Source organism: Thioprofundum lithotrophicum (genome assembly GCF_055387065.1).
Window position 1 is genome coordinate 1,796,072 of sequence record NZ_AP042379.1, and the last position, 23,701, is coordinate 1,819,772.

21 protein-coding genes are annotated in these 23,701 nt (G+C 68.0%); 9 read left to right on the plus strand and 12 right to left on the minus strand.

What is annotated here, in order from left to right:
* Positions 1-339: 339 nt before the first annotated feature.
* Positions 340-1,269 carry a carbohydrate kinase family protein gene (locus ACZ5BH_RS08460; RefSeq protein ID WP_464888820.1) on the plus strand — a complete coding sequence of 310 codons (930 nt, stop codon included), beginning with the start codon at positions 340-342 and terminating at the stop codon, positions 1,267-1,269.
* A gap of 373 nt (positions 1,270-1,642) precedes the next feature.
* On the opposite strand, the gene ACZ5BH_RS08465 is transcribed toward ACZ5BH_RS08460, so the two are convergent.
* Entirely contained in the window at positions 1,643-2,671 is a 1,029-nt protein-coding gene (locus ACZ5BH_RS08465) for an IS110 family RNA-guided transposase (protein ID WP_464891200.1), read from the minus strand.
* A gap of 353 nt (positions 2,672-3,024) precedes the next feature.
* On the opposite strand from ACZ5BH_RS08465, the gene ACZ5BH_RS08470 reads away from it, so the two are divergent.
* Positions 3,025-3,795 carry an oxygen-binding di-iron domain-containing protein gene (locus ACZ5BH_RS08470; RefSeq protein WP_464888821.1) on the plus strand — a complete coding sequence of 257 codons (771 nt, stop codon included), beginning with the start codon at positions 3,025-3,027 and terminating at the stop codon, positions 3,793-3,795.
* A 123-nt stretch (positions 3,796-3,918) separates the two neighbouring features.
* On the opposite strand, the gene ACZ5BH_RS08475 is transcribed toward ACZ5BH_RS08470, so the two are convergent.
* Complete coding sequence (locus ACZ5BH_RS08475; protein WP_464888822.1) at positions 3,919-5,958, minus strand: thioredoxin domain-containing protein; 2,040 nt, start codon at positions 5,956-5,958, stop codon at positions 3,919-3,921.
* A 110-nt stretch (positions 5,959-6,068) separates the two neighbouring features.
* On the opposite strand from ACZ5BH_RS08475, the gene ACZ5BH_RS08480 reads away from it, so the two are divergent.
* The 4 genes from ACZ5BH_RS08480 to folA all read left to right on the plus strand — a co-directional run bounded on the left by ACZ5BH_RS08480 (position 6,069) and on the right by folA (position 9,594).
* Entirely contained in the window at positions 6,069-7,271 is a 1,203-nt protein-coding gene (locus ACZ5BH_RS08480; protein ID WP_464888823.1) for a class I SAM-dependent rRNA methyltransferase, read from the plus strand.
* A 4-nt stretch (positions 7,272-7,275) separates the two neighbouring features.
* Positions 7,276-8,073, plus strand: coding sequence for a prolipoprotein diacylglyceryl transferase (gene lgt, locus ACZ5BH_RS08485; protein WP_464888824.1), 798 nt, complete (start codon positions 7,276-7,278; stop codon positions 8,071-8,073).
* Complete coding sequence (locus ACZ5BH_RS08490) at positions 8,070-8,903, plus strand: thymidylate synthase (RefSeq protein ID WP_464888825.1); 834 nt, start codon at positions 8,070-8,072, stop codon at positions 8,901-8,903. The genes lgt and ACZ5BH_RS08490 overlap by 4 nt, the downstream gene beginning before the upstream one ends.
* 220 nt (positions 8,904-9,123) lie before the next feature.
* The gene (gene folA / locus ACZ5BH_RS08495) at positions 9,124-9,594 is read left to right on the plus strand and encodes a type 3 dihydrofolate reductase (protein ID WP_464888826.1); all 471 of its coding nucleotides are present in this window, start codon (positions 9,124-9,126) and stop codon (positions 9,592-9,594) included.
* A 205-nt stretch (positions 9,595-9,799) separates the two neighbouring features.
* On the opposite strand, the gene ACZ5BH_RS08500 is transcribed toward folA, so the two are convergent.
* From ACZ5BH_RS08500 to rsmA, 7 genes are all read right to left on the minus strand, one after another.
* Positions 9,800-10,627, minus strand: a complete 828-nt coding sequence (locus ACZ5BH_RS08500) for a symmetrical bis(5'-nucleosyl)-tetraphosphatase (RefSeq protein WP_464888827.1) — start codon at positions 10,625-10,627, stop codon at positions 9,800-9,802.
* Between the two features lie 73 nt (positions 10,628-10,700).
* Positions 10,701-11,300, minus strand: coding sequence for a class I SAM-dependent methyltransferase (locus ACZ5BH_RS08505; RefSeq protein WP_464888828.1), 600 nt, complete (start codon positions 11,298-11,300; stop codon positions 10,701-10,703).
* A 70-nt stretch (positions 11,301-11,370) separates the two neighbouring features.
* Positions 11,371-11,757, minus strand: a complete 387-nt coding sequence (gene apaG / locus ACZ5BH_RS08510; RefSeq protein ID WP_464888829.1) for a Co2+/Mg2+ efflux protein ApaG — start codon at positions 11,755-11,757, stop codon at positions 11,371-11,373.
* 34 nt (positions 11,758-11,791) lie between these two features.
* Positions 11,792-12,082: a late competence development ComFB family protein gene (locus ACZ5BH_RS08515; RefSeq protein WP_464888830.1), complete on the minus strand. Its 291-nt coding sequence runs from the start codon at positions 12,080-12,082 to the stop codon at positions 11,792-11,794.
* A 64-nt stretch (positions 12,083-12,146) separates the two neighbouring features.
* Positions 12,147-12,644, minus strand: coding sequence for a hypothetical protein (locus tag ACZ5BH_RS08520; protein WP_464888831.1), 498 nt, complete (start codon positions 12,642-12,644; stop codon positions 12,147-12,149).
* An 88-nt stretch (positions 12,645-12,732) separates the two neighbouring features.
* Positions 12,733-14,328 (minus strand): chemotaxis protein CheW, encoded by a 1,596-nt coding sequence (locus ACZ5BH_RS08525; RefSeq protein WP_464888832.1) that lies wholly within the window; start codon positions 14,326-14,328, stop codon positions 12,733-12,735.
* A gap of 110 nt (positions 14,329-14,438) precedes the next feature.
* Positions 14,439-15,248, minus strand: a complete 810-nt coding sequence (rsmA, locus tag ACZ5BH_RS08530) for a 16S rRNA (adenine(1518)-N(6)/adenine(1519)-N(6))-dimethyltransferase RsmA (protein ID WP_464888833.1) — start codon at positions 15,246-15,248, stop codon at positions 14,439-14,441.
* A 431-nt stretch (positions 15,249-15,679) separates the two neighbouring features.
* On the opposite strand from rsmA, the gene ACZ5BH_RS08535 reads away from it, so the two are divergent.
* Both ACZ5BH_RS08535 and ACZ5BH_RS08540 read left to right on the plus strand, forming a co-directional pair.
* Positions 15,680-16,402, plus strand: a complete 723-nt coding sequence (locus tag ACZ5BH_RS08535) for an acetyltransferase domain-containing protein (protein WP_464888834.1) — start codon at positions 15,680-15,682, stop codon at positions 16,400-16,402.
* Positions 16,399-17,442: a glycosyltransferase family 9 protein gene (locus tag ACZ5BH_RS08540; protein ID WP_464888835.1), complete on the plus strand. Its 1,044-nt coding sequence runs from the start codon at positions 16,399-16,401 to the stop codon at positions 17,440-17,442. The genes ACZ5BH_RS08535 and ACZ5BH_RS08540 overlap by 4 nt, the downstream gene beginning before the upstream one ends.
* 181 nt (positions 17,443-17,623) lie before the next feature.
* On the opposite strand, the gene pdxA is transcribed toward ACZ5BH_RS08540, so the two are convergent.
* The 3 genes from pdxA to ACZ5BH_RS08555 all read right to left on the minus strand — a co-directional run bounded on the left by pdxA (position 17,624) and on the right by ACZ5BH_RS08555 (position 22,537).
* Entirely contained in the window at positions 17,624-18,688 is a 1,065-nt protein-coding gene (pdxA, locus tag ACZ5BH_RS08545; RefSeq protein ID WP_464888836.1) for a 4-hydroxythreonine-4-phosphate dehydrogenase PdxA, read from the minus strand.
* The gene (locus ACZ5BH_RS08550; protein ID WP_464891210.1) at positions 18,685-19,971 is read right to left on the minus strand and encodes a peptidylprolyl isomerase; all 1,287 of its coding nucleotides are present in this window, start codon (positions 19,969-19,971) and stop codon (positions 18,685-18,687) included. Before ACZ5BH_RS08550 ends, pdxA begins: the two co-directional genes overlap by 4 nt.
* A 448-nt stretch (positions 19,972-20,419) precedes the next feature.
* Positions 20,420-22,537: an LPS-assembly protein LptD gene (locus tag ACZ5BH_RS08555; RefSeq protein ID WP_464888837.1), complete on the minus strand. Its 2,118-nt coding sequence runs from the start codon at positions 22,535-22,537 to the stop codon at positions 20,420-20,422.
* 141 nt (positions 22,538-22,678) lie between these two features.
* Between ACZ5BH_RS08555 and ACZ5BH_RS08560 the strand changes: the two genes are divergently transcribed.
* Positions 22,679-23,698: an aminoglycoside phosphotransferase family protein gene (locus tag ACZ5BH_RS08560; RefSeq protein ID WP_464888838.1), complete on the plus strand. Its 1,020-nt coding sequence runs from the start codon at positions 22,679-22,681 to the stop codon at positions 23,696-23,698.
* Positions 23,699-23,701: the final 3 nt, after the last annotated feature.

Genomic DNA, 23,701 nt, shown 5'->3' on the forward strand with positions numbered 1-23,701 from the left:
TCGGCCTTCAGGCCGACGTGTCGGGCCAAAGCCGGACTGCGGGATGGGCCCCGGCCCTGGTCCGGTTGACGAACGCCGTAGGAGCGGCGCGAGCCGCGATGGGGCGGTAGCGGGTTGCGGGTAGCGGGTGGCTGAGAAAACCAAACGCTTTTCCCAGATGCCTGTCCCCAGCCACCCGCTACGTGCTTATCGCGGCTCGCGCCGCTCCTACAGGAATATCCGGCGTAGGTCGGCCTCAGTGTGCCCCTTGGGTATCAGGCCGACGTGTCGGGCTAAAGCCCGACCTGCGGAATGATTCATGTCGCAGCGGCATAAAAACGAAAACCAAGAGGTCACGCCATGTCTGCCCTGATTTGCGGTTCCTTCGCCTATGACACCATCATGGTGTTCCACGACAAGTTCAAGAACCACATCCTGCCCGATCAGGTGCACATCCTGAACGTCTCCTTCCTGGTGCCCGACATGCGCCGCGAGTTCGGCGGCTGTGCCGGCAACATCGCCTACAACCTCAAGCTGCTGGGCGAGGCGCCCCTGCCGATGGGCACCGTGGGCAAGGACTTCGGGCCCTATGCCGAGTGGATGGACCAGTGCGGCATCGACCGGCGCTACGTGAAGGAAGTGGAGACCTACACCGCCCAGGCCTTCATCACCACCGACGAGGACGACAACCAGATCACCGCCTTCCACCCCGGCGCCATGAACCTCTCCCACGAGAACCGGGTGACCGACGCCGAGGGCGTGAAGCTCGGCATCGTGGCGCCCGACGGGCGCGACGGCATGCTGCAGCATGCCGAGCAGTTCGCCGAGGCGGGGATCCCCTTCATCTTCGATCCGGGCCAGGGCCTGCCCATGTTCGACGGCACCGAACTGCTGGACTTCATCGACAAGGCCACCTGGGTGGCGGTCAACGACTACGAGGCGCAGATGCTCGAGGATCGCACCGGCCTCTCGCCCCACGAGATCGCCGAGCGGGTGGAGGCCCTGATCGTCACCCGCGGCGCCAAGGGCTCGCACATCTACACCCAGCAGCACCGCATCGACATCCCCGTGGCCGAAGCGCAGGCCATCAGCGACCCCACCGGCTGCGGCGACGCCTATCGCGCCGGCCTGCTCTACGGCCTGCTCCGGGAGCTGGACTGGGAAACCACCGGCCGCATCGCCGCCCTGATGGGCGCCATCAAGATCGAACACCACGGCACCCAGAACCACCGCTTCAGCATGGACGAATTCTTCGAGCGGTTTGCGGAGAACTTCGGTTATCGGCCCTGATTGCACAGACGGGTCGCTGGTAGCGGGGAAAAGCAAACGCCGTTCGGATGGCAATCCCCGTGGCTCGTCCCCGGCGGCTCCGCTGCGCTTGAGCCGTATATGGTCTCCTCCCGTTTTGCAAGACGTTGTACCAAACTTCGACAGGGACAGGATTGCGCTCGTATATCCGGCCTGTTTGTGAGGCTTTTTGCGCCTCTGGCCTCGATGAGATCTGCGCGTATCGTCCTAATCGCCCTAGCGGCTTGTCCCAGCCTACGGCTCAAGCAGGTTTTCGATACGCCGGTCTGACCTGTTTGTCATCGCTCGCCACAGCGTCTTCGCAATCGTCGGCAGGCTAACTCTCCAAATCGTTCCTCGCGGGCCCTGCCCGCCTTCAGACCGGGCGGTAATCCGCCCGGTATTCCGTCTTGTTCCTCAATACCGCCCACCCCATCCGGGCCATCTTGTTGGCCAGCGCCACCACCGCCTTGTTGTAGCCGCGCTCCGCCCGGATCCGGTTGATCCAGCGGCTGAGCCGGTCATCCTTCCCCGCCGCCGCCTTCACCACCGACCGCGCTCCATGCACCAGCAGACTGCGCAGATAGCCGTCTCCCCGCTTGCTGATCCCCTGCAGCCGTTCCTTCCCTCCGCTACTGTGTTGGCGGGGCACCAGACCCAGGGATGCGGACACATCCCGTCCCCGCCGCCAGGCCCGGCCGTCGCCGATCTGGCTGTAGAAAACCGGCGCCACCACCGGCCCGTAACCCGGGATCGCCCGCAGCCGCTTCACCGCCTCGTTCCGGCGGCTGTAGCCTTCCAGTTCCCGGGTGTAAAACGCAATGTGCGCGTCCAGCTCCTGAAACCGCCGGTAACTCTCCCACAACAGCTGCCGAAACCACTCGCTCAGGCCATTCTCCGCCTCCGACAGCACCTCCGGCAGGCGACGCCGCAGCGTATTCACCCCCTTGGGCAGAACAATCCCGTATTCCCCCAGCAGACCCCGTATCTGGTTGACCAGCGCCGTGCGGTCCGCAAGACAGCGCTCGCGCAGACGGTGCAGCGCCTGGATGTCCTGCTGCTCCGGTGTCTTCACCGACACAAACCGCATTTCCGGCCGCACCACCGCTTCGGCTATCGCCAGCGCGTCGTTGTAATCGTGCTTGTTCCCCCGCACAAACGGCTTCACGTACTGCGGCGGAATCAGCTTCACCTCGTGGCCCAGTGCCTGCAGCTCCCGCGCCCAGTAGTGGGCGCTCGCGCAGGCTTCCATCCCCACCAGGACCGGCTCCAGGTTCGCAAAATACGCCAGCACCTGCCCTCGCCTCAGCATCCGCTTGCGCACCACCTTGCCCCGCTCGTCGCAGCACACCACGTGAAACACGTGCTTTGCCAAATCCAGTCCAACCGTCGTAATCTTGCTCATGGTCTCCTCCTCCTTCTTCGATGGATGGTGAAGTGCTTCCATCTTGGCGCATCGTGACGCCGTTTTTAAGGGGGGGAGGAGACCATCTCATCGCCCTACGGAGAAGGAGCCCGAAAGAGGGTAGGAGCGGCGCCCTCGCCGCGATGCAACGCTATGGACGTAGGCCGGGTCAAGCGCAGCGGACCCGGCAAACGCCGTTCGGGTAGCCGGGAAAGAGGCCTTTGATTTTCCCGGCCACCCGTCCCCCGCATTCTCCGCCATTTCTGCCGTTTTCTTGATCCAGCTCAATAAGACTCGGTCCAGATTGCCTATCCTACGGGCCGCTTTTTTGCCCCCCACTTCATGGAGATGTCATGTCCGAACTGATTTTCGAATCCGGCAATCACAAGGTCTTTCTGTTCAGCGATCTGGTCACCGGGGACGGGATCCAGTCCAACCAGCTTTTCATCTACGACGATCACCATTCGGCCCTGTTCGATCCGGGCGGTCAGCTCACCTTTCAGCCCCTGCAGATGGCCATCGCCAAGATCTGCCCCATCAAGGAGCTGGACTATGTGATTGCCACCCATCAGGATCCGGACATCATCACCTCGCTGGATCGCTGGCTGATGTATTCGGAGGCGAAGATTCTGATCTCCCGCCTCTGGGAGCGGTTTCTGCCCCACCTGGTGCCCGGGTACATGAAGGGCGGCGGCATGGGCGAGCGGATCGTCGGCATTCCCGACCAGGGCGCCAACATCAAGTTCGGCCACAGCGTGATCAAGGCCCTGCCGGCCCATTTCCTCCATTCGGTGGGCAACCTGCACTTCTACGATCCGATCAGCAAGATCCTCTTCTCGGGCGACGTGGGCGCCTCGCTGGTGGATGCCGATCACGGCAAGCCGGTGGAGGACTTCGACGAACACGTCAAGTCCATGCAGGGCTTCCACGAACGCTACATGGGCTCCAACCGCGTCTGCCGCCTGTGGGTGAACATGGTGCGCCATCTGGACATCGAGATGATCGTGCCCCAGCACGGGCGGATCTTCGTCGGCAGGAAGATGGTGGATCGCTTCCTCGAGTGGTTCAGCCAGCTCGAGTGCGGGATTGATCTGATGAATCAGAATTATTATCGGGTGCCCTGACCATAAGGGCCGAGGGGCGAATGCCGAGGGACGAGGAAAAGCGGGTTTGGGGTTTCGATTGACCTTGTTTCTCGTTTCCCGGGCATCGCGCTTGAGCCGGCCCTCGGAGAGGGAGCACGCGATTCAACCCGGCAAATCCTCCAACCGGTGCACCGGTGGCTGGCAGGCATTGCCGCGGCAGATCCAGGCGGTGACGCCGCTCGCAGGCGCGGTGTGTCTGGCGAGGGAGGCCGGCAGATCGTCGCAGCCGGCGGGGATGGGCAGGATCAGGCGGCGGGGCCGGTAGTCCGCCTGCAGGTGCGCGAGCCAGGCGGGGAAGGCGTGTGCCTCGCCGCGCAGGACGACGATCTCCGGCGGCTGCAGGAATTCTTCCAGGGCGTCGAGCAGGGCGCCGTGCGCCGAGGCGTACTGGCGCAGGGTCTCCCAGGCACAGTGCAGGGTGGCCTCGGCGGCCTCGAGATAGCGCGGCTCGCCCAGCAGGTGGCCGAGGCGCAGCAGGGCCTTGGCGGCGATGCCGTTGCCGGCGGGGATGGCGTCGTCGGCCACGGGCTTGGGCCGCAGGATCAGGGCCTCGTGGTCGGACGGGGTGAGGAAGAAGCCGCCGGCCAGATCGTCGTGGAAGTCGGCCAGCAGGATGTCGGCCAGTTCCCTGGCCAGGCGCAGATCGGCGGGCCGGAAGCGGGCCTGCAGCAGCTCCAGCAGGGCGTCGATCAGGAAGGCGTGATCGTCGAGGAAACGCTGGCGGTTGAGGCGCCCGTCCTTGATGCCGGCATGGAGGCGCCCGTCGCGGTACAGGTGCGCGCGGATGAAGTCCACGGCCTGCTCGGCCGCCTCGAGGAAGTCGTCGCGGCCGAGCAGGCGCCCGGCGCAGGCCAGGCCGCGGATCGCCAGGGCGTTCCAGGCGGTGAGGATCTTCTCGTCCCGTCCCGGCGGGGTGCGCCGCTGGCGGGCGGCGAAGAGGCCTTGCCGGGCGGCGTCGCGCCGCGCGCGGGCCCGGGTCTCGGCAATCCCGAGGGTGTCGGCCACGTCGGCCAGGGTGCGCGCCACCCGCAGGTGCCAGCGGCCCTCGAAGTTGGCCGGCCCGTCCAGCCCGAAGTGGCTTGCGGCCACGGCGTATTCCTCCTCCGCCAGAACGGCCCGGGCCGCGTCCGGCGTCCACAGGTAGAAGGCGCCTTCACCCCCCTCGCTGTCGGCGTCCAGGGTGGACCAGAAGCCGCCCTCGGGCGCGCGCATCTCCCGCAGCAGCCACTCGCCGGTGTGCTCGGCCACCTCGCGGAAGGCGGCCTCGCCGCTGGCCTGCCAGGCGCTGGCATAGAGATGCAGCAGCGGGCCGTTGTCGTAGAGCATCTTCTCGAAGTGGGGGATGGTCCAGTGCGCGTCCACCGAATAGCGGAAGAAGCCGCCGCCGAGCTGATCCTGCAGGCCGCCTTCGGCCATGGCGCGCAGGGTGCGGGTGGCCATCTCCAGCGCCGCGGTGTCGGGCTGGCCGGCCTCGCGGGTCAGGGCGTGGTGGCGCAGCAGCCGTTCCAGGTTGGTGGGGTGGGGGAACTTGGGGGCCTGGCCGAAGCCGCCGTGCTCGGCGTCGAACTGGGCGGCCAGTTCCTGGCGGGCCTGATCCAGCGGCGCGGGGTCGAGGCGGGCGGCCTGCGCAGGGCGGGGGTTGAAGGCGGCCAGGGCGTCGAGCAGGCGGTCGTTCTGTGCGGCGATGGCGTCGCGGTTCTGCGCATGGAAGTCGGCCACCTGTTCCAGGAGGTCGCGGAAGGCGGGCAGGCCGTGGCGCGGCGTCGGCGGGAAGTAGGTGCCGGCGAAGAAGGGCACGTGGTCGTCGGGGGTGAGGAACACGGTCAGCGGCCAGCCGCCGGGGCGCTGGTTGAGGAGCTGGAAGGCGTTCTGGTAGATGCGATCCAGATCCGGGCGTTCCTCGCGGTCCACCTTGATGTTCACGAACAGCCGGTTCATCACCTCGGCGGTGGCCGGATCGGCGAAGGATTCGTGGGCCATCACATGGCACCAGTGACAGGCGGAATAGCCGATGGAGAGCAGGATCGGCCGCCCCGTTTCGCGGGCCAGGCCCAGGGCCTCGGGCCCCCAGGGATACCATTGCACCGGATTGTCGGCATGCTGCAGGAGATAGGGGCTGGTTTCGCTGGCGAGGGCGTTCATGGGGCGGCTCATTGTTGAGTAAAATGCTTGGGTATTGTAGCGCGCATGGACGGCGGAGGCCATCTCCGGCAGACTATGCGCTTTCTCGCTGACCGATGATACCGCCTGCCGTGAACCCTGCTTCCGAGTTTCCCGTCCTGCGCCTGAAGAAGCGGGAAGACCGCCGGGTGCGCGCCGGCCATCGCTGGATCTACAGCAACGAGGTGGACACCCGCGCCACGCCCCTGACCGCCTTCACCCCCGGCGAAGTGGCGGTGCTGGAGGACGCCCGGGGCAAGCCGCTGGGCATGGTCACGGTCAACCCGGCCACGCTGATCTGTGCGCGGATCTACAGCCGCAAGGTGCCCCAGCCGCTGGACGCGCCCTTCGTGATCCGGCGCCTGCAGCATGCCCTGGCCCTGCGCGAGATGATCTTCGATTCGCCCTTCTACCGCCTCTGCTACGGAGAGAGCGACGGCCTGCCCGGCCTGGTGGTGGATCGCTTCGACCGGGTCCTGGTGGTGCAGATGGCCACCGCCGGCATGGAACTGGCCCGGCCGGTGATCCTCGAGGCCCTGGAGACGGTGTGCAACCCGGCCGTGGTGCTGCTGCGCAACGACACGCCCGCCCGCGAGCAGGAGGGGCTGGAACGCTACGTGGAGACCGTGGTCGGCACCCTGCCGGGCCGGGTGCCGCTGGTGGAGAACGACACCCGCTTCGAGGTGCCCCTGGCGGGGGGACAGAAGACCGGCTGGTATTACGATCACCGTCTCAACCGCGAGCGCCTGCGCCGCTACGTGGCCGGCAAGCGGGTGCTGGACGTGTTCAGCTACGTGGGCGCCTGGGGCGTGCAGGCGCTGACCGCGGGGGCCGCCGAGGTGCTGTGCGTGGACGGCTCGGCCACCTTCCTGGAAATCGCCCTGGAGAACGCCCGCCTCAACGGGTTCGACGAGCGCCGCCTGCAGCTTCGCCACGGCGACGCCTTCGACACCCTCAAGGCCCTGCGCGCCCAGAGCGAGCGGTTCGACGTGGTGGTGGTGGATCCCCCGGCCTTCATCAAGCGCCGCAAGGACGTGAAGGAAGGCACTATCGCCTACCAGCGGCTCAACCGCCTGGCCATGCAGGTGCTGCGCCCCGGCGGCCTGCTGGTCTCGGCCTCCTGTTCCTGGCATCTGGATCGGGACAGCCTGCGCGACATCCTGCGCAAGGCCGCGGCCATCAACGGCGTGCCCCTGCAGATCCTCGAGCAGGGCCACCAGGGGCCGGATCATCCGGTGCATCCGAGCATGGCCGAGACCGACTATCTCAAGGCCTTCTTCGCGCGGGTGGGCTGAGACCATGGTCGTCGACTTCGATCCTGTCGCCTTTCACGTCTTCGGCTGGCCCGTGCACTGGTACGGGCTCATGTACCTGTGCGGTTTTCTCGCCGCCTGGGGGATCGGTCGCCTGCAGCTCAGGCGCCCCGCCGGGCGCGGCTGGAACGCGCAGATGGTGGACGACATGCTGTTCTACGGCGGCCTGGGGGTGATCCTCGGCGGGCGGATCGGCTACATGCTGTTCTACAACCTGCCGGTGCTGCTGCACGATCCCCTGTCCCTGTTCCGGATCTGGCAGGGCGGGATGAGTTTCCACGGCGGCCTGCTCGGGGTGCTGGCCGGGCTGTGGTACTGTCAGCGCAAGTTCGGCAAGCGCTATTTCGAGATCGTGGACTTCGCCGTGCCCATGATTCCCCTGGGGCTCGGCTTCGGGCGGATCGGCAATTTCATCAACGGCGAGCTGTGGGGCAAGCCCACCGATCTGCCCTGGGGGATGATCTTCCCGGCCGCCGGCCCCGAGCCGCGCCATCCCACGCCCCTGTACGAAGCCTTCCTGGAAGGGCTGGTCCTGTTCCTGATCGTCTGGTTCTACTCGGCGAAGCCCCGGCCCGCCATGGCCGTCTCGGGGGTGTTCGCCATCGGTTACGGCAGCTTCCGCATCCTCATCGAATTCGTGCGCCTGCCCGATCCCCAGCTCGGCTATCTGGCCTTCGGCTGGGTGACCATGGGCATGCTGCTGTCGCTGCCGCTGGTGCTGACCGGCATCGTGCTGCTGTGGCTTGCCCACCGCCGGCCGCAGGCAAAGGAAGCAAAGACATGAAGCAATACCTCGAACTCATGCGCCACGTGCGCGACCATGGCGTGCAGAAGGGCGATCGCACCGGCACCGGCACGCGCAGCGTGTTCGGCTACCAGATGCGTTTCGATCTCCAGCAAGGCTTTCCGCTGGTGACCACCAAGAAGGTGCACCTGCGTTCCATCATCCACGAGCTGCTGTGGTTCCTGAAGGGCGAGACCAACATCGCCTACCTGCACGAGCACGGCGTGACCATCTGGGACGAGTGGGCCGACGGGAACGGCGATCTGGGTCCCGTGTACGGCCGGCAGTGGCGCGCCTGGCCCACGCCCTCCGGCGAGCACGTGGATCAGATCGCCCAGGTGGTGGACCAGCTTCGCCACAATCCCGACAGCCGCCGGATCATCGTCTCGGCCTGGAACGTGGCCGACCTGCCCGACGAGTCGATCTCCCCCCAGGCCAACGTGGCGCAGGGGAAGATGGCGCTCGCCCCCTGCCACGCCTTCTTCCAGTTCTACGTGGCCGACGGCCGGCTCTCTTGCCAGCTCTATCAGCGCAGCGCCGACATCTTTCTGGGCGTGCCCTTCAACATCGCCTCCTACGCCCTGCTGACCCTGATGCTGGCCCAGGTGACCGATCTCGAACCCGGCGAATTCATCCACACCCTGGGCGACGCCCACCTGTATTCCAACCACATGCAACAGGTGGAAACCCAGCTCGCCCGCGAGCCCTACCCGCTGCCGACCATGCGCCTCAACCCCGACGTGAAGGATCTGTTCGCCTTCCGCTTCGAGGACTTCACCCTCGAGAACTACCAGTGCCACCCGCCGATCAAGGCGCCGGTGGCGGTGTGAACATGAAATCACGACTGGTGGAAGCAACACGGAGGGCACGGAGACACGGAGGGCACGGAGATGAAGGTGCCGTTTATTCTTCTTTACATGTGGGCAACGACACTGATCCATTTGCGCCTGGATCAAACAAAATACTCCGTGATCTCCGTGTCTCCGTGCCCTCCGTGTTCATTACACTCTCCCTTGAACCATGACGCTACGTATCGCTCTTATCGCCGCCATGACGGACGATCGCGTGATCGGCATCGAGAACCGGCTGCCCTGGAAGCTGCCGGCGGACATGCGCTGGTTCCGGCGGCATACGCTGGGCAAGCCCATCGTGATGGGGCGCAAGACCTTCGAGTCCTTCGGGGCGAAGCCGCTGCCGGAGCGGCTGAACATCGTGATCACCCGCGATCCGGCCTACCGCGCCGAGGGCGCCGTGGTGGTGCACGACATCGACGCGGCGCTGCAGGCGGCGGGCGAGGCGGAGGAGGTGATGATCATCGGCGGCGCCTCCTTCTATGAACAGATGCTGCCCCGCGCCGACCGGCTGTATCTGACTTTCGTGCACGCGGACATCCAGGGCGACGCCTGGTTTCCGCCCTTCGATCCGGCCGAGTGGCAGGAGGTGTACCGGGAGGATCGTCCTGCGGATGCGGAGAACCCTCACGACATCAGCTTCGTGATCCTGGAGCGAAAACGGGCGTAGCCTTGTGCCCGGAAAATCCAACGCAAAGGTCCTGTTCGTAAAAACCGGGTAGCCCGTAGGCCGGCTCAAGCGCAGCGGAGCCGGCAAAAAACTTGAGCCAGGCCTGCATCACCTGGTCCTTGGCTTTTTCTGGTGCCGATCATCGCGGCTTGCGCCGCTCCTGCACGAATGATCCGTTTGCGTGGGGTTCTCTCCCGCCTTGCGTCTACCACGGCTTGCGATAGGCCGGGCATTGCACCTGGTGGATTTCGGTGCCGTCGGAATCCAGGCGGGCGGCGGTGAGGCGGCCGCCCCAGACGCAGCCGGTGTCGAGGGCGAGGAGGTCGGGGCGTTGCACGAGGCCCAGGGTGGACCAGTGGCCGAAGACGATGCGCCGGCCGGCCATGGCGCGGCGGGGGAAGTCGAACCAGGGCAGATCGCCTTCGGGCTGGGTGCCGGGGGCGCCGTTGTCGGCCAGGTTGAGGCGGCCGTCGGGGTGCAGGTAGCGCATGCGGGTGAAGCTGTTGCAGATGAAGCGCAGGCGGTCCCAGCCGCGCAGGCCGGGGTCCCAGCGATCCGGCAGGTTGCCGTACATGCGGTGCAGGAAGGCGGTCCAGCGCGGGCCGGCGAGGATTTCCTGCAGTTCGGCCGCCCGTGCCTGCGCCTCCTCCAGCGTCCAGGCCGGATGCACGCCGGCATGGACCAGGGTCGCGTCGAGGCGCGGATCGTGGTGCAGCAGCGGCCGCCGGCGCAGCCAGTCGATCAGGGCGTCGCCGTCCGGCGCCTTGAGGATGGCCTTCAGGCCCCGGTCGCGGGTCTCGCGCACACCGGCATGAATGGCCAGCAGATGCAGATCGTGATTGCCCAGCACGCACACGGCCGCCTTGCCCAGGTTGCGCACGAAGCGCAGCGTCTCCAGCGATTCGGGACCCCGGCTGACCAGATCGCCCACCAGCCACAGCCGGTCCCGATCCGGATCGAAACCGATGTGCTCGAGCAGTTCGCGCAGGGAAGGCTGGCAACCCTGGAGGTCGCCGATGGCGTAAGTGGGCATTCGGGCAAGATACAAGAGGCAAGCGGAAGGAGACAAGCGCCTGCGCTTGTCTCTTTCCCCTTTCCTCTGCCTTTTACAGGCGCTTGTGCAGTTCGATGTGCCGGAACCAGCCGCCGGGGACGGCGGGTTCGTCGGCCATGACCCGCAGGGAGGGGGCCAGCGGCAGCAGGTGTTCGAAGACCACGTCGGTGCGGGTGGCGAGGTGGCGGATGAGGGGGTTGAGCAGGCGCCGCAGGGGGGCGAGCTGGCCGGGGCGCAGGAACTTGTCGAGGATCAGGACGCGGCCGCCGGGCCGGAGCACGCGGGCCGCCTCGCGCAGGGCGTCGGCGGGCTCGGGCACCACCGCCAGGATCAGGTGCATGATCACGATGTCGAAGCGCTCGGCGGCGAAGGGCAGGGCCATGGCATCGCCTTCCACCAGTTCCACGTGGCGGTTGAGGGGGATCCGGCGGCGGGCCCGGCGCAGCATGGCCGGCGTGAGGTCGAGGCCGGTGTAGTGCCCGCCCTCGGGCAGATGGGGCAGATCCAGCCCGGAGCCGACGCCGGTCAGGAGGATCTGCTTGCCCTGCACGTCACCCAGCCGCGCCAGCGAGCGGCGGCGCATGGGCTCGGAGGCGCGGGCCACCAGCCGATCGTAGAGGGGCGCGAGCAGCGTGTAGCTGTGTTTCAGCATGGAGGAAAGATACAAGAGGAAAAAGGGAAGGAACAGTGGGAAGGTTCCGTTTGTCCTCTTTGCGCTGCCGTCAATGCAGGGTGTTGGGGACGGCCAGGTTGAAGGGGGGGATTTCGGCGTCGAATTCGGTGCCGTCGTCGGCGATCATCTGGTAGCTGCCCTGCATGCTGCCGATGGGGGTTTCGAGGATGGTGCCGCTGGTGTAGCGGAAGCCGTCGCCGGGCTTGAGGTAGGGCTGTTCGCCCACTACGCCTTCGCCGCGCACTTCCTGCACCTTGCCTTCGGCGTCGGTGATGATCCAGTGGCGGGTGAGCAGTTTGGCCGCCACCGAGCCCTGGTTGACGATGGTGATGGTATAGGCGAAGACGTAGCGGTTCTGCGCCGGATCGGACTGATCGGGCAGGTAGCGGGTCTCCACTTCCACCTGGGTGTTGTAACGGGTCTTGTCGAGGCTCATGGGATCGGTTTCCGGCTGGGGAGGGAAGAGCATATCAGACCGAGATGGTCTGCGGCCGTTCGTCGTCGCGATGCTGGTTGACGTAGTCGATGGCCGTGCGCACGGCGCGGGCCACGTCTTCGTCCATGCGTTCGCGTTCTTCCGGGGTCATGTAGAAGATCAGATCCACGTTGTGCCGGACGTAGCGGGCCGGAAGCTGGTTGAGGGCCACGCAGGCGATGTCGCTGAGGTAGTCGTCGTCGCTGCTCTGCAGGCCCTCGGGGCCGGCCAGCAGGGCTTCGAGAACCCGCTGCTCGTAGTAGTTGTGAATGCTTTCGAAGGACATGGGCATTTCTCCAGGCAGGTGCGGGATCTCTATCGGCAGCGGGGTGGACGACTTGAACCGGGGCTCAGTCCTGGCGCAGGTGGCCGGTGGGGGTGTCCCGTGCGTCGATGAGGCCGTGATCGCGCAGCCATTGGCGGGCGTCCTCGGCGTCGTTCTCGAACCAGGCGCGGGCCGAGCCGAGACGGAAACTGTATCCCCAGCGGTCCATGTCGGTGAGCATTCGCTCCCGCCCCATGCCCGGCAGCGCGTCGGCGAGGAGGATTTGCAGATAGCAGACGCCGTTTTCCTCGTCGTAGCCGCCGCCGGCGTCGGTGTGCAGGCGGGCGCGGCGTTCGGCATCCATGCAGAGGTAATGGCAGGCCTCGTGCAGGGCCGATTGCACCGGCGTGACGGGGCGCACGTAGAGGCGATCGCCGATCAGGCCGGCTTCCGGATCGCCCCAGAAGCTGCCGGGCAGGGGTTCGTGGTCGGGGACGGTGACCACCTTCAGTCGCCAGGGCGCGAGCAGCGCTGCCAGGGCGCCCGCAGGCAGATCGCGGCACAGCAGAACGTCTTCGCTCATGGCCGGCAGTATTGCCCGGCCGGGGCCGCGCGGACAAGTCCTCGTAGGTCGGCCTTCAGGCCGACCCGCGTGAAGGGCAATGTCCGGGTCAGTCCCGCACCACGAGGATCCGCACCCGGTCGCCGGGGTAGATGAGGTCGGGGTTGCGGATCCGGCTCAGGCGCGCCAGTTCGGGATAGCGGAAGGGGTCGTGGACGTAGCGGGCGGCGATGTCCCAGAGGGTGTCGCCCCTGACCACGATGTGCACGATCTCGCGCTGCACGTGGACGGCTTCGGGGGGCCGGCGCGGCGGTGGAGGCGTCGTGGCGGCCTCCGGCGGGGGCGGTGCTTCGACCGGCGGCGAGGATGGCGGGGTGGTCCCGGCCGCCGGTGCCGGGGGCCGGGGCGCCGCAGCCGGCGGGCCGGCTTGCGGTGCGCGCGGCTGGTGGAGAACCAGGGTGATGCCCTGGCTGTCCTTGTGGATTTCGGCCCGGTAGGCGGGGCGTGCCGGGGGCGGGGCTTGCGGTGCTTCCGAATCGGGCGTGTCGGATGCCCTCTCGGCGGGGCGTGCCGGTTCGAGATCCCGGTCCGCCGGGTCAGGGATTTCCTGGCGGGTTTCCGGCACCGGGGACGGTGGCTCCGGCACGGGCGCGAGCGCCGCGGATGTGGGCAGGGAAAGGGCCACCGTTGGCGGCTCGTTCTCCACCCAGGCGCCGCGGCCCAGCCAGCCGGCAAGACCGAGGACCAGCAGCAACGCGCCGCCGAGCAGCCAGCCCGCTCCCCCGCCGGAAAGCGCCTCGGGCTGTCTGCTCGGCGGCGAAGGCGATGATGGTGAGTGCTCGCTTTCGGTATTGAGTCGGGGTGCAGGCGTATTCGTTCCGACCGGCCGAGGCCGGCTGGCGACAGGGGGGGACGGGGCCAGTTGCGCGGGGGGCGGCCGGTGGGTCGCGGCCGGCGCCGGGGTTCGCGGCCGTTCGGGCGGGCGCTGCGGTGCCGGGCGGGCGGCGCGCTCCCCTTCGGCGGGGGCGCGCGATCGTTTGCGGGTCGGCGCCGGTACGGCGGAGGGGCGGGCCGGTGCCGCAGGGCGCTCGGCAGGGACGGACCGCGGTACGGCCGATGGGGCCGGGCGGGCAGCCGCCGGGCGTCTGTCCGCTGCCGTGGCGGAGGGATCGGGAGGCGCGCCTGCCGGCGCGGGCGAGGGGGGCGTGTCAGGGGCGGCCGCCGCCGATGCAGAGGCAGCGGGGCGGTCGAGGCCTTGCAGGTAGCCGTGCAGGATCCCCGGCGCGTCGATGCCGTTCAGGCGGGCGAATTCCGTGTAGAGGTACAGCCGGCCTCCGTGTTCGAGGGTGCCGCGGAACAGGCGGCGCGGCACCAGGGGCGGCAGGTTTCCCCAGCCTTCCTTCGGCCAGGCCAGCACGTCGAGGATTTCGTCCACCGCAAAGCCGGTGGGCGCGCCGGCCACGTCGGCGACGATGATCCGCGAGGCGGCATTGTCCTCCGCGGGGGTGCCGAAGCCGATGCGCAGATCCAGTACGCGCACCAGGCCGCTGACATGGCGGAAGACGCCCGGATGGAGGGCGTCGGTGCCCGGCGGCCGGTGCAGGGGCGGCGGCGTGACCACGGCCGCCACCGGCCGGCTCGGCGCGCAGCAGCACACCGGGCCGACCCGGAACAGCAGCAGGGCGTTGTGGTCGTCGGCATCCATGACGGCGGGATCCGGTGTCGGTCGATACCGGTAATAGCGGCCCGGGGGCGGGGGAGTTGAATCCGGGTGGGTGAGGTCGGTCGGGAATCGCGGCGAGGGGGCCGCTTCTCCTACCCTTGTCCCTCGTCTCCCGACCCTCGCTCCTGCCCGTCAAGGGCCCTGGCCAGGGCGGCGAACTGTTCCAGGGTGAGGCGTTCGGGGCGCAGGCCGGGGTCGATGCCGAGGGCGGCGATGGCCTCGGGTTCGAGGAGGCCGCGCAGGTTGTTGCGCAGGGTCTTGCGCCGGTGGGCGAAGGCCTGGGCCACCACCCGTTTCAGGCGCGCCGCGTCCACGTCCACCGGCGGGGTGTCGTGGGGCACCAGCCGCACCACCGCCGATTCCACCTTCGGCGCCGGGCGGAAGGCGCCGGGGCCCACGGTGAACAGCATCTCGGTGGCGCAGTGGTACTGGACCATGATCGCCAGCCGTCCCCAGGCGTGGCTGCCGGGCCGGGCCACCAGGCGTTCCACCACTTCCTTCTGCAGCATGAAGTGCATGTCGCGGATGATCTCGATCTGATCGATGAGGTGGAACAGCAGGGGGGTGGAGATGTTGTAGGGCAGGTTGCCCACCACCCGCAGGGCATGGGGGCCTGGCGCCAGGGGGCGGAAGTCGAACTTCAGGGCGTCGGCCTGGTGGATGCGCAGCTCGCCGAGGCTGCCGCAGCGCTCGGACAGGGGGCGGACGAGATCCCGATCCAGCTCCACCACGTCCAGCCTGCCGAGGCGGGGCAGCAGCTCGCAGGTGAGGGCGCCCTGGCCGGGCCCGATCTCGACCATGGCCTCGCCGGGGCGGGGGGCGATGGCCTCAGTGATGCGCCGGATCACGCCGGGATCGTGCAGGAAGTTCTGGCCGAAGCGCTTGCGGGGGCGGTGGGACATGGCGGGAACGGGGACGAAGACAGGGCTACAAGATACCGGAGCCGGGGGCAAAAGAGTAGCCGTTGGTAGAGGTCGACCTCCCCGCCGGCGCGGAGGACGGGCAATGACAGCCTGATAAATATCTGATCCGAAATATGCGTTATTTTGTTGCTGGATACCCGGGCTGAGGCCGCCCTCATGGCTGGAGGGGGTGGCGTGACACGCCGTGAATACTTCCCTGTAGGCTCTACGGCCGCATCCCTGCGGCCGAAGGTCACGCCACCCCCTCCAGCCATGAGGGCTTCGTGCCTGTAGCCAAGCTTGATCTATATCCTGAAACAGTTATGTATCCGTGTATCCCCCTCGCAGCTCGGCCTGAAGGCCGACCGACATTTGGGAGAAGGATTCAGGCTCGCCGCAGACCGCCGGTTTCTGTCAGAATGGCGCTGCCCATGACCGTCAAGACCCGCTATCAGACCATCGACATCCTGCGCGGCGTCGCCATCGCGCTGATGGTGTATTTCCACTTCAGTTGGGATCTGTGGCATTTCGGCTATGCGGATTTCGATTTCTACCGGGATCCTTTCTGGCTCAATCTGCGCACGCTGATCGTCAGCCTGTTCCTTTCGCTGGTCGGGGTGTCGCTGGTGCTGGCCTCGCGGGGCGGGATGCGCTGGCCCCGCTATTTCCGGCGCCTGGGCCTGCTGGTGTTCTTCGCCCTGGCCATCACCGCGGCCAGCTACGTGAGCAATCCGCAGCGGGTCATCGTGTTCGGCATCCTGCACTTCATCGCCTTCGCCAGCGTTGCGGCCCTGCCTTTCGTGGATCGGCCGCGCCTGGCCCTGGGGCTGGGGATCGGGCTCATCGTGCTGGACCAGGTGTTCAGCCATCCGCTGTTCAATCAGCCCTGGCTGCACTGGATTGGCCTGATGACCCACAAGCCCTTTACCGAGGATTACGTGCCGGTGATCCCGTGGCTGGGCGTGGTGCTGGTCGGGATCTTTCTCGGCCATGGCCTGCGGCGCTGGCCGGCGCTGGCCGGGGTGCGCGAGTGGCGGCGCGACGATCCCTTGAGCCGCGGCCTGGCCCTGGCGGGCAGGCATGGCCTGGCCATCTACGTGGTGCACCAGCCGCTGCTGTTCGGCCTGTTCTGGCTGGTGGGGATGTTCAGGTGAGCGGAGCGGGGCGGCGCATCCTGGTGGTGCGCAACGACAAGCTGGGGGACTTCATGCTCACCTGTCCCGCCTTCGCCCTGCTGCGCGCGGCCCTGCCCGGGGCACGCATCGACGCCCTGGTGCAGGACTACACGGCGCCCATGGCGGCCCGCTTCGGCACCATCGACGGCATTGTGCGGGATCCGGGGCCCGGCTGGCGCAACACCCTGGCGCTGGCGAGGCAGTTGCGCGCCGCGCGCTACGAGGCGGCGGTGGTGCTGTTTTCCAGCACCCGCATCGCCATCGCCCTGTGGCTGGCCGGCATTCCCCTGCGCCTGGCGCCGGCCACCAAGCTGGCTCAGATCTTCTTCAACCGCCGGATCCGCCAGCGCCGCTCGCGGTCGGAAAAGCCCGAGCACGTCTACAACCGGGAGCTGGCCGAGGCCTGCCTGGCGGCCATCGGCGTGCCGCTGCCGCCCCTGCCGACGCCGCCCTGCCTGCGTTTTTCCGCAGCGGAACGGGCGGCCACGCGCCGCGATTTCCTGGCCCGCCATGAACTCGCGGAAGATGCCCGGCTGCTGTTCGTGCATCCCGGCCACGGCGGCTCGGCGGCCAACCTGAACGTGACCCGGTACGCCGAACTGTTGCGCAAGCTGGCGCCCCCCTCCCCCTGGCAGGTGGTGATCACCGCCGGGCCCGGCGAGGAGGCCCGGGCCCGGGACCTGGCCGCGCGGATCCCGGAACTTGCGCCGGTGGTGCACGTCTCCCGCGAGGGGCTGGAGGCCTTCGCCCGGGTGCTGGACCTCGCCGATCTGTTCATCAGCGGCTCCACCGGCCCCCTGCACATCGCCGGCGCCCTCGACCGGCCCACCGCCGCCTTCTACACCCGCCGCCGCTCCGCCACCGCCCTGCGCTGGCAGACCCTCAACCGCCCCGCAAACCGCCTGGCCTTCTGCCCGCCGGCGACGGCCGGGGAGGAGGAGATGACGGCCATCGATCTGGACGCGGCGGCGGCGGCGATCCGGGCGGCGTTCATGGGGGCTTCGAAGGATGAGGTGTAAGAAACGCAGAGGGCTCTGAGTGGACGAGTGATGATATTAAACCTCTCGAATTTGTGCTGACACAAACGGTACCGGTGTGGGGCGGATGTAGGCCGGCTCAAGCGTAGCGGAGCCGGCGAAAAAAATCGTGTCATCCCGAGATGGCGGCTCCGCTACGCTTGAGCCACCCTACGCACTGCTGTTATGCAGAATCGGCATCGCTCGCTCTCTGTGTTCTCCGTGTCTCCGTGACCTCCGTGTCATTTGCAGAGGACGCGTTCGGCGCCTCCAGCCCGGTCATGGCAATGGCGGTTTCGATGGCGGCGGTGAGGCTGCCGGGGTCGGCGCGGCCGGTGGCGGCCAGTTCGCAGGCGGTGCCGTGGTCGACGGAGGTGCGCACGAAGGGCAGGCCGAAGGTGATGTTGACGGCCCGGCCGAAGCCGAGGTGCTTGAGCACGGGCAGGCCCTGGTCGTGGTACATGGCCAGGACGGCGTCGCAGTCGGCGAGGCGGTCGGGGTTGAAGGCGGTGCAGGCGGGGACGGGGCCTTCCAGATCCATGCCGGCGTTGCGCAGGCGGTCGAGCACCGGGGTGATGATTTCGATCTCTTCGCGGCCCAGGTGGCCATCCTCGCCGGCATGGGGGTTGAGGCCGAGCACGCGGATCCGGGGGCGTTCGATGCCGAAGTGGCGGCGCAGGCCGTCGTGCAGCAGTTGCAGGGTAGTGGTCAGGCGATCGGGATCGAGGCTGGCGGCCACTTCGGTCAGGGGCAGATGGGTGGTGGCCAGGGCCACGCGCAGGCCGGGGGCGGCCAGCACCATCAGCACCTGTGCGGTGCCGGTGAGTTCGGCGAGGAATTCGGTGTGGCCGGTGAAGGGCTGGCCGGCCTCGTTGATCACGCCCTTGTGCACGGGGCCGGTGACCAGGGCGCCGAACACGTGGTTGCGGCAGCCGAGGGTGGCGCGGCGCAGGGTTTCCAGCACGTAGTCGGCGTTGGCCGGATCGGGTTTGCCCGCTTCGGCGGGGACGGCCAGGGGCACGGGGATCACCGGCAGTTCGCCGGCGCGGTGTTCGCGGCAGTCGCCGTGGAAGTCGGTGAGCCGGATGGCGAGATTCAGTTGCCGGGCGCGGGCGTCGAGCAGTTCGGGATCGGCGATGGCCACCAGCGGCGCGGGCCAGTCCCGGGCCGCGATCTGCAGGAGCAGATCGGGGCCCACGCCGGCCGGTTCGCCGGGGGTGACGGCGATGGGCGGCGCAGGGGCGGTCACTGGTTGAGCCGGTATTCCACGTAGGCGGTGCTGCGCAGTTCGCGCAGCCAGTTGTGCATGGCGATGTCGATCTTGCGCTTGGCGATCAGGCGCCGGGCCTGTTGCCGCTCCCAGGCTTCGGTGTCGTCGTGCTGGCGCCGGGCCATCACCTGCACGATGTGCCAGCCGAAGCGGGTCTGGAAGGGCTGGCTGATCTGGCCGGGCTGGAGCCGGTTCATCTCTTCCTCGAAGCGCGGCACCATGGTGCCGGGACTGACCCAGCCGAGGCTGCCGCCCTCGGCGGCGGAGGCGGTGTCGTCGGAGACGGCGCGGGCGATCTCGCCGAAGTCGGCGCCGGCTTCCAGGCGCTCGCGGATGCGCAGCAGTTCGGCATGGGCGGCTTCGCTGGAGGTCATCTCGTCGGGCTTGATGAGGATGTGCCGGGCCAGGGTCTGCTGGACCACGTGGCGGTCCTCGCGGCTGCGCTTGTCGATCAGCTTGACGATATGGAAGCCGGAGGGGCTGCGGATCACGTCGCTGATCTGGCCCGGCTGCAGCTTGCGCACCACGTCGGCGAACAGCGACGGCAACTGGCCGGCCTTGCGCCAGCCGAGGTCGCCGCCCTGGAGGGCGTCGGGGGCGTTGGATTCGGCGATGGCGGTCTGGGTGAAGTCGGCCCCGGCCTCGAGTCGCTGGTGGATGGCCTCGGCCTTCCTGCGGGCCGCGGCGATCTGCTCGGGCGAGGCGGCCTCGGGCAGGGCCACGAGGATGTGGGCCAGGCGGTAGTCGTCGTCGTGGCCCTTGCGGTTGGCCTGGTTGGTCAGGTAGTTGGCCACTTCCCGTTCGCTGACGTTGATCCGGCTTTCCACCCGCTGCTTGCGCAGCTGGTTGATGGTGAGGCTGTTGCGGATCTGTTCCCGGTAGCTGGCGAAGTCGAAGCCGTCGCGGGTCAGCACCTGGCGGAACTGTTCGAGGGTCAGGTTGTTGTCACGGGCGATGCCGGCGATCACCCGGTTGACGGTTTCGTCGTCGATGCGGATGCCGATGCGCGCGGCTTCCTGCAACTGCAGCTGTTCCATGATCATCTGGTCGAGCACCTGTTTGCGCAGCACGGGATCCGGCGGCAGACGGGTCTGCTGGCGTTGCAGGCGGGTCTTGATCATCCGCAGTTGGCGCTCGAGCTCGGTGGCGGTGATCACGTCGTCGTTGACCACGGCCACGATGTGGTCGATCTCCTCGACGATCTTCGCCGCCGCCGGCAGGGCCAGCAGGGCGAGCAGCAGGACGGAAAACAGGCGTGACATCATGAACGGGCAGGTGAAAACGAAAGGGTGGTCATCATAGCACAGGGCGCTGCGGGGCCACGAAATGCGGCGCCTAACCCGAGTGGTGTGGCCTCCGGTCTGGTATCTGACATTTCCATTCGTGGAAAGGCGTCTTACCGACATGTTGAAAATTGGTACACAAATCAGATGTTGGCACGGAGCCCTTGAGGCGGGGGAGGCGTTTCGTGACCGTCGGCCGCAGGGATGCGGCCGTCGAGCCTACAGGGAGGTATTCACGGCGTGTCACGAAACGCCTCCCCCGCCTCAAGGGCGGTCCCGAAATCATTGGCCGAAACAATCATAAGAACAATCGACAAAACCGGTTTTCGCCGGTTCCGCTGCGCTTGCCGGCCGACAGTGTCGGGGGATGGCGAGCGAAGTTGCGGGATGGCGGCGGAAACGCTTGCGGGCCACCCGCCGTTGCCTCTCAGGGGCCGGTGCTGACCCCCGCCAGGCCCTTGAGTTCCACTTCGAAATAGACGCTGCGTTCGGGTTCGACCGAGGTGTTGATGAATCGTTCCCGGCCGCGCAGGCCCAGGGCCCAGCAGCAGCTGTCGTAGCGCACGCCGAGGGTCTTTTCCAGGGCCAGATCGGCACGCAGGTCGTGGAGGTAGCGGCCGTCGAAGCGCCAGCGGGGGGTGAGCCGCCAGGTGAAGCCGGTTTCGGCGGTTTCCAGTCGGTCGCGGGTGTTGCGGTAGTCCAGGTGCAGGCGGTGTTCGCCGTCCCGCGTCCAGGCCAGGCGCAGGTTGTAGGTGTCGAAGTCGCCGATCTCGGGGTTCCAGGCCAGGTCGCCGGCGGCGTGCCAGTGGGCGTTGGGGCGGTAGACGGCGCGGGCGATGAAGTTGGAGCGGCTGGTGGTGACCACCGGCTGGCCCGGGAGGGTCACGCGCCGGTCGGCGAAGTAGCGGATCTGGCCGAGGCTCACCAGCAGCCGTTCGTCGCCGGTCGCCGCGTCCAGCCAGCGGCTGGTGAGCAGGGCGGTGAGGCGGTTGGCGTCTTCCACCCGATCCACGCCGTCGAAGAAGTCTTCGCGCACCGGTTCGTTGATGCCGAAGGGGCGGTAGCGGGTGTCGAACACCGGCAGATCCGATTGATCCCGATAGGGAGTGTAGACGTAGAACAGCCGGGGTTCGAGCGTCTGGATGGCGTTCGCGGTGGTGCGTTCGAAGAACAGGCCGCTGTCGAGGCTGAAGGTGGGCAGCGTGCGTGCGATGGCCGTCGGCTGGCCCGGGCTGGCGTTCTCGAGGGCGTAGCGGGTGTAGCGCCAGCTCAGGCGCGGTATCACGAAGCCGGCGTCCTCGCGAACGGGCAGGCTGAGGCTGGGGCGCAGATCGAGACGGTCGCCGCGCACGGCGGACGGCAGCGGATGGGCGAAGCGCACCCATTCGCCGGCCAGGCCGAAGTGCAGGCGCCGGTTGCGTTCCGGGTAGTGGCTCTGGAAGTGCAGTTGCGGCAGGCGTTCGTAGCTGGGGCTGCCGTTGAGGGTCTGGAAGGCCTGGGCCAGCAGGCCGGCTTCCCAGTTGCGCCCGGCCCAGTTGATGGCGCCGCGCTGCTGCAGGTGGGTGACGCTGGTCACGGCGAGGCTGGCGCCGAAGTCGTTGAAGTAGTCCGGGTCGGAGACTTCGCTGTAGTCGACCTCGGTGGTCCAGCCGCGGGCCGGGGCGCCCCGGTGCTGCCAGCGCAGGCCCCAGCGTTCGTTGCCGGTCACCCGATCGGCGCCCAGCCAGTCGGCGTCGAGCCGGCCACGGTTGCGCCGGTGCAGGTAGCGGAACTGGCCGCGCAGCAGGGTGCCGCGCTTTTCCATGTACCAGGGGGTGATGGTGGCGTCGTAGTTGGGCGCGATGTTCCAGTAGAAGGGGGTCTGTACCTGCAGGCCGAGCTTGTCCGAGTTGCCGAAGGTGGGGAACAGGAAACCGGTGAGGCGTTCGTCGCCGATGGGAAAGCGGATCCAGGGCAGCCAGAACACGGGCAGATCGCCGGCCCGCAGCACCACGTTGCGGGCGGTGCCCTGGCGCGAGTCCAGGTTCAGATGGATGTGGCTGGCGCCCAGTTCCCAGGCGGGCGAGTCGGGATCGCAGGTGGTGAAGGTGGCGCTCACCAGGTCGAGCTGGCGCGGGCCGCGGGCCTGCAGCCGTTCGGCCCGGCCGTTGGCCCGCTCGGTGGTGAAGTAGCGGGCCCGCAGCACGTCGGCTTCCTCTTCGCGCAGGCGGGCCTGGATCCGCTCGCCGGTCACCAGCAGCCCCGGCGCCAGCAGGCGGATGCGGCCGCGGGCGTCGAGATGGCCGGTGAGGTAGTCGTAGTCGGCCCGGTCCGCTTCCAGTTGCAGGCGCTCGCGGCGGATCATCACCCGGCCTTCCAGGTGCGAGACGCCGTCGCGGACCAGGGTGGCGCTGTCGGCGGCGATGTGGATCCGATCGTCCGGGGGCGGCACGATGGCCGGAATTGCCGGATAGCGGTCGCTGGCACACAACGGCAGGGTGGCCCCGAAGGCCGGCATGCCGAACAGCAGCAACAGCAGGGAGAGGAGACGGAAGGATCCGGACATGGACGGGCTTGTGCGCAGGGTCGTGCGGCGATTATACATACCGACCTCAAGGGCGTGTTTGATACTGGTGCAATCTCGAAAGGGGTCGGGAATTCGGAACGACGCTTCAGGCGCGGATCGCCCTGCTGGACAATCTGTATAATGGCCGCGATGAACTCGATTGCGCATCAGGACGATCCGCGCCGGCACCGGCTCGAGGCATGGTTGCAGGGCGCGCTCGGCCTGCGCGGTTTCCGTCTCACGCCGGCCTCCGCCGATGCCAGCTTCCGCCGTTATTTCCGTCTGCATCTGCCCGGCGAGACGCGCATCGTCATGGATGCGCCGCCCGAGCGCGAGGATACCGGTCCTTTTCGCCGACTCTCCGCCCGGCTCCTGGCCATGGGGCTGCACGTGCCCGAGGTGCTCGCGGCGGACGCGGAGGCGGGGTTCCTGCTGCTCACCGATCTGGGGGATCGCCCCTATCTGCCGGCGCTCACCGACAGCACCGCGGACGCGCTCTACGGCGATGCGCTGGCGGCCCTGCGCCGCCTGCAGGCGGGCGACACCGCCGATCTGCCGCCCTACGATCGGGCCCTGCTGATGCAGGAGATGCACCTGTTCCGGGACTGGTATCTGGGGACCCACCTCGGCCTGCGCCTGTCGGACGACGAGCGGGCGCTGCTCGATGCCGCCTTCGAGGCCCTGGCCGCCAGCGCCCTGGAACAGCCGGTGGTCTTCGTGCACCGGGACTACCATTCCCGCAACCTGATGATCGGCGAACCCAATCCCGGCATTCTCGACTTCCAGGATGCGGTGGCCGGCCCCGTCACCTACGATGCGGTCTCCCTGCTGCGCGACTGCTACATCGCCTGGCCCCGCGCGCGGGTGGAAGCCTGGCTGCGCGAACACCACGCCCGCGCGCGGGCCGACGGCCTGCTCGACGGCGTCGACTTCGCCACCTTCCTGCACTGGTTCGAGCGCATGGGCGTCCAGCGCCATCTCAAGGCCATCGGCATCTTCGCCCGCCTCAACCACCGCGACGGCAAGCCCGGTTACCTGAACGACATCCCCCGCACCCTCGGCTACGTCCGCGAAGCCGCCCGCCGCTGCCCGGAACTCGGGGAATTCGGCGCCTTCATCGAAACCCGGGTCATTCCGCAATTGCAGGAATCGCACCGGTGATCT

Bases quoted from the DNA above. Each gene is read 5' to 3' on its own strand.
- ACZ5BH_RS08460 (WP_464888820.1), top strand. From the start codon at position 340: ATGTCTGCCCTGATTTGCGGTTCCTTCGCCTATGACACCATCATGGTG.
- ACZ5BH_RS08475 (WP_464888822.1), bottom strand. From the start codon at position 5,958: ATGAACGCCCTCGCCAGCGAAACCAGCCCCTATCTCCTGCAGCATGCC.
- ACZ5BH_RS08520 (WP_464888831.1), bottom strand. From the start codon at position 12,644: ATGAGCGAAGACGTTCTGCTGTGCCGCGATCTGCCTGCGGGCGCCCTG.
- ACZ5BH_RS08470 (WP_464888821.1), top strand. From the start codon at position 3,025: ATGTCCGAACTGATTTTCGAATCCGGCAATCACAAGGTCTTTCTGTTC.
- lgt (WP_464888824.1), top strand. From the start codon at position 7,276: ATGGTCGTCGACTTCGATCCTGTCGCCTTTCACGTCTTCGGCTGGCCC.
- ACZ5BH_RS08535 (WP_464888834.1), top strand. From the start codon at position 15,680: ATGACCGTCAAGACCCGCTATCAGACCATCGACATCCTGCGCGGCGTC.
- rsmA (WP_464888833.1), bottom strand. From the start codon at position 15,248: ATGTCCCACCGCCCCCGCAAGCGCTTCGGCCAGAACTTCCTGCACGAT.
- ACZ5BH_RS08500 (WP_464888827.1), bottom strand. From the start codon at position 10,627: ATGCCCACTTACGCCATCGGCGACCTCCAGGGTTGCCAGCCTTCCCTG.
- ACZ5BH_RS08515 (WP_464888830.1), bottom strand. From the start codon at position 12,082: ATGTCCTTCGAAAGCATTCACAACTACTACGAGCAGCGGGTTCTCGAA.
- folA (WP_464888826.1), top strand. From the start codon at position 9,124: ATGACGGACGATCGCGTGATCGGCATCGAGAACCGGCTGCCCTGGAAG.
- ACZ5BH_RS08560 (WP_464888838.1), top strand. From the start codon at position 22,679: ATGGCCGCGATGAACTCGATTGCGCATCAGGACGATCCGCGCCGGCAC.
- ACZ5BH_RS08550 (WP_464891210.1), bottom strand. From the start codon at position 19,971: ATGTCACGCCTGTTTTCCGTCCTGCTGCTCGCCCTGCTGGCCCTGCCG.
- apaG (WP_464888829.1), bottom strand. From the start codon at position 11,757: ATGAGCCTCGACAAGACCCGTTACAACACCCAGGTGGAAGTGGAGACC.
- ACZ5BH_RS08490 (WP_464888825.1), top strand. From the start codon at position 8,070: ATGAAGCAATACCTCGAACTCATGCGCCACGTGCGCGACCATGGCGTG.
- ACZ5BH_RS08555 (WP_464888837.1), bottom strand. From the start codon at position 22,537: ATGTCCGGATCCTTCCGTCTCCTCTCCCTGCTGTTGCTGCTGTTCGGC.
- ACZ5BH_RS08465 (WP_464891200.1), bottom strand. From the start codon at position 2,671: ATGAGCAAGATTACGACGGTTGGACTGGATTTGGCAAAGCACGTGTTT.
- ACZ5BH_RS08525 (WP_464888832.1), bottom strand. From the start codon at position 14,328: ATGGATGCCGACGACCACAACGCCCTGCTGCTGTTCCGGGTCGGCCCG.
- ACZ5BH_RS08505 (WP_464888828.1), bottom strand. From the start codon at position 11,300: ATGCTGAAACACAGCTACACGCTGCTCGCGCCCCTCTACGATCGGCTG.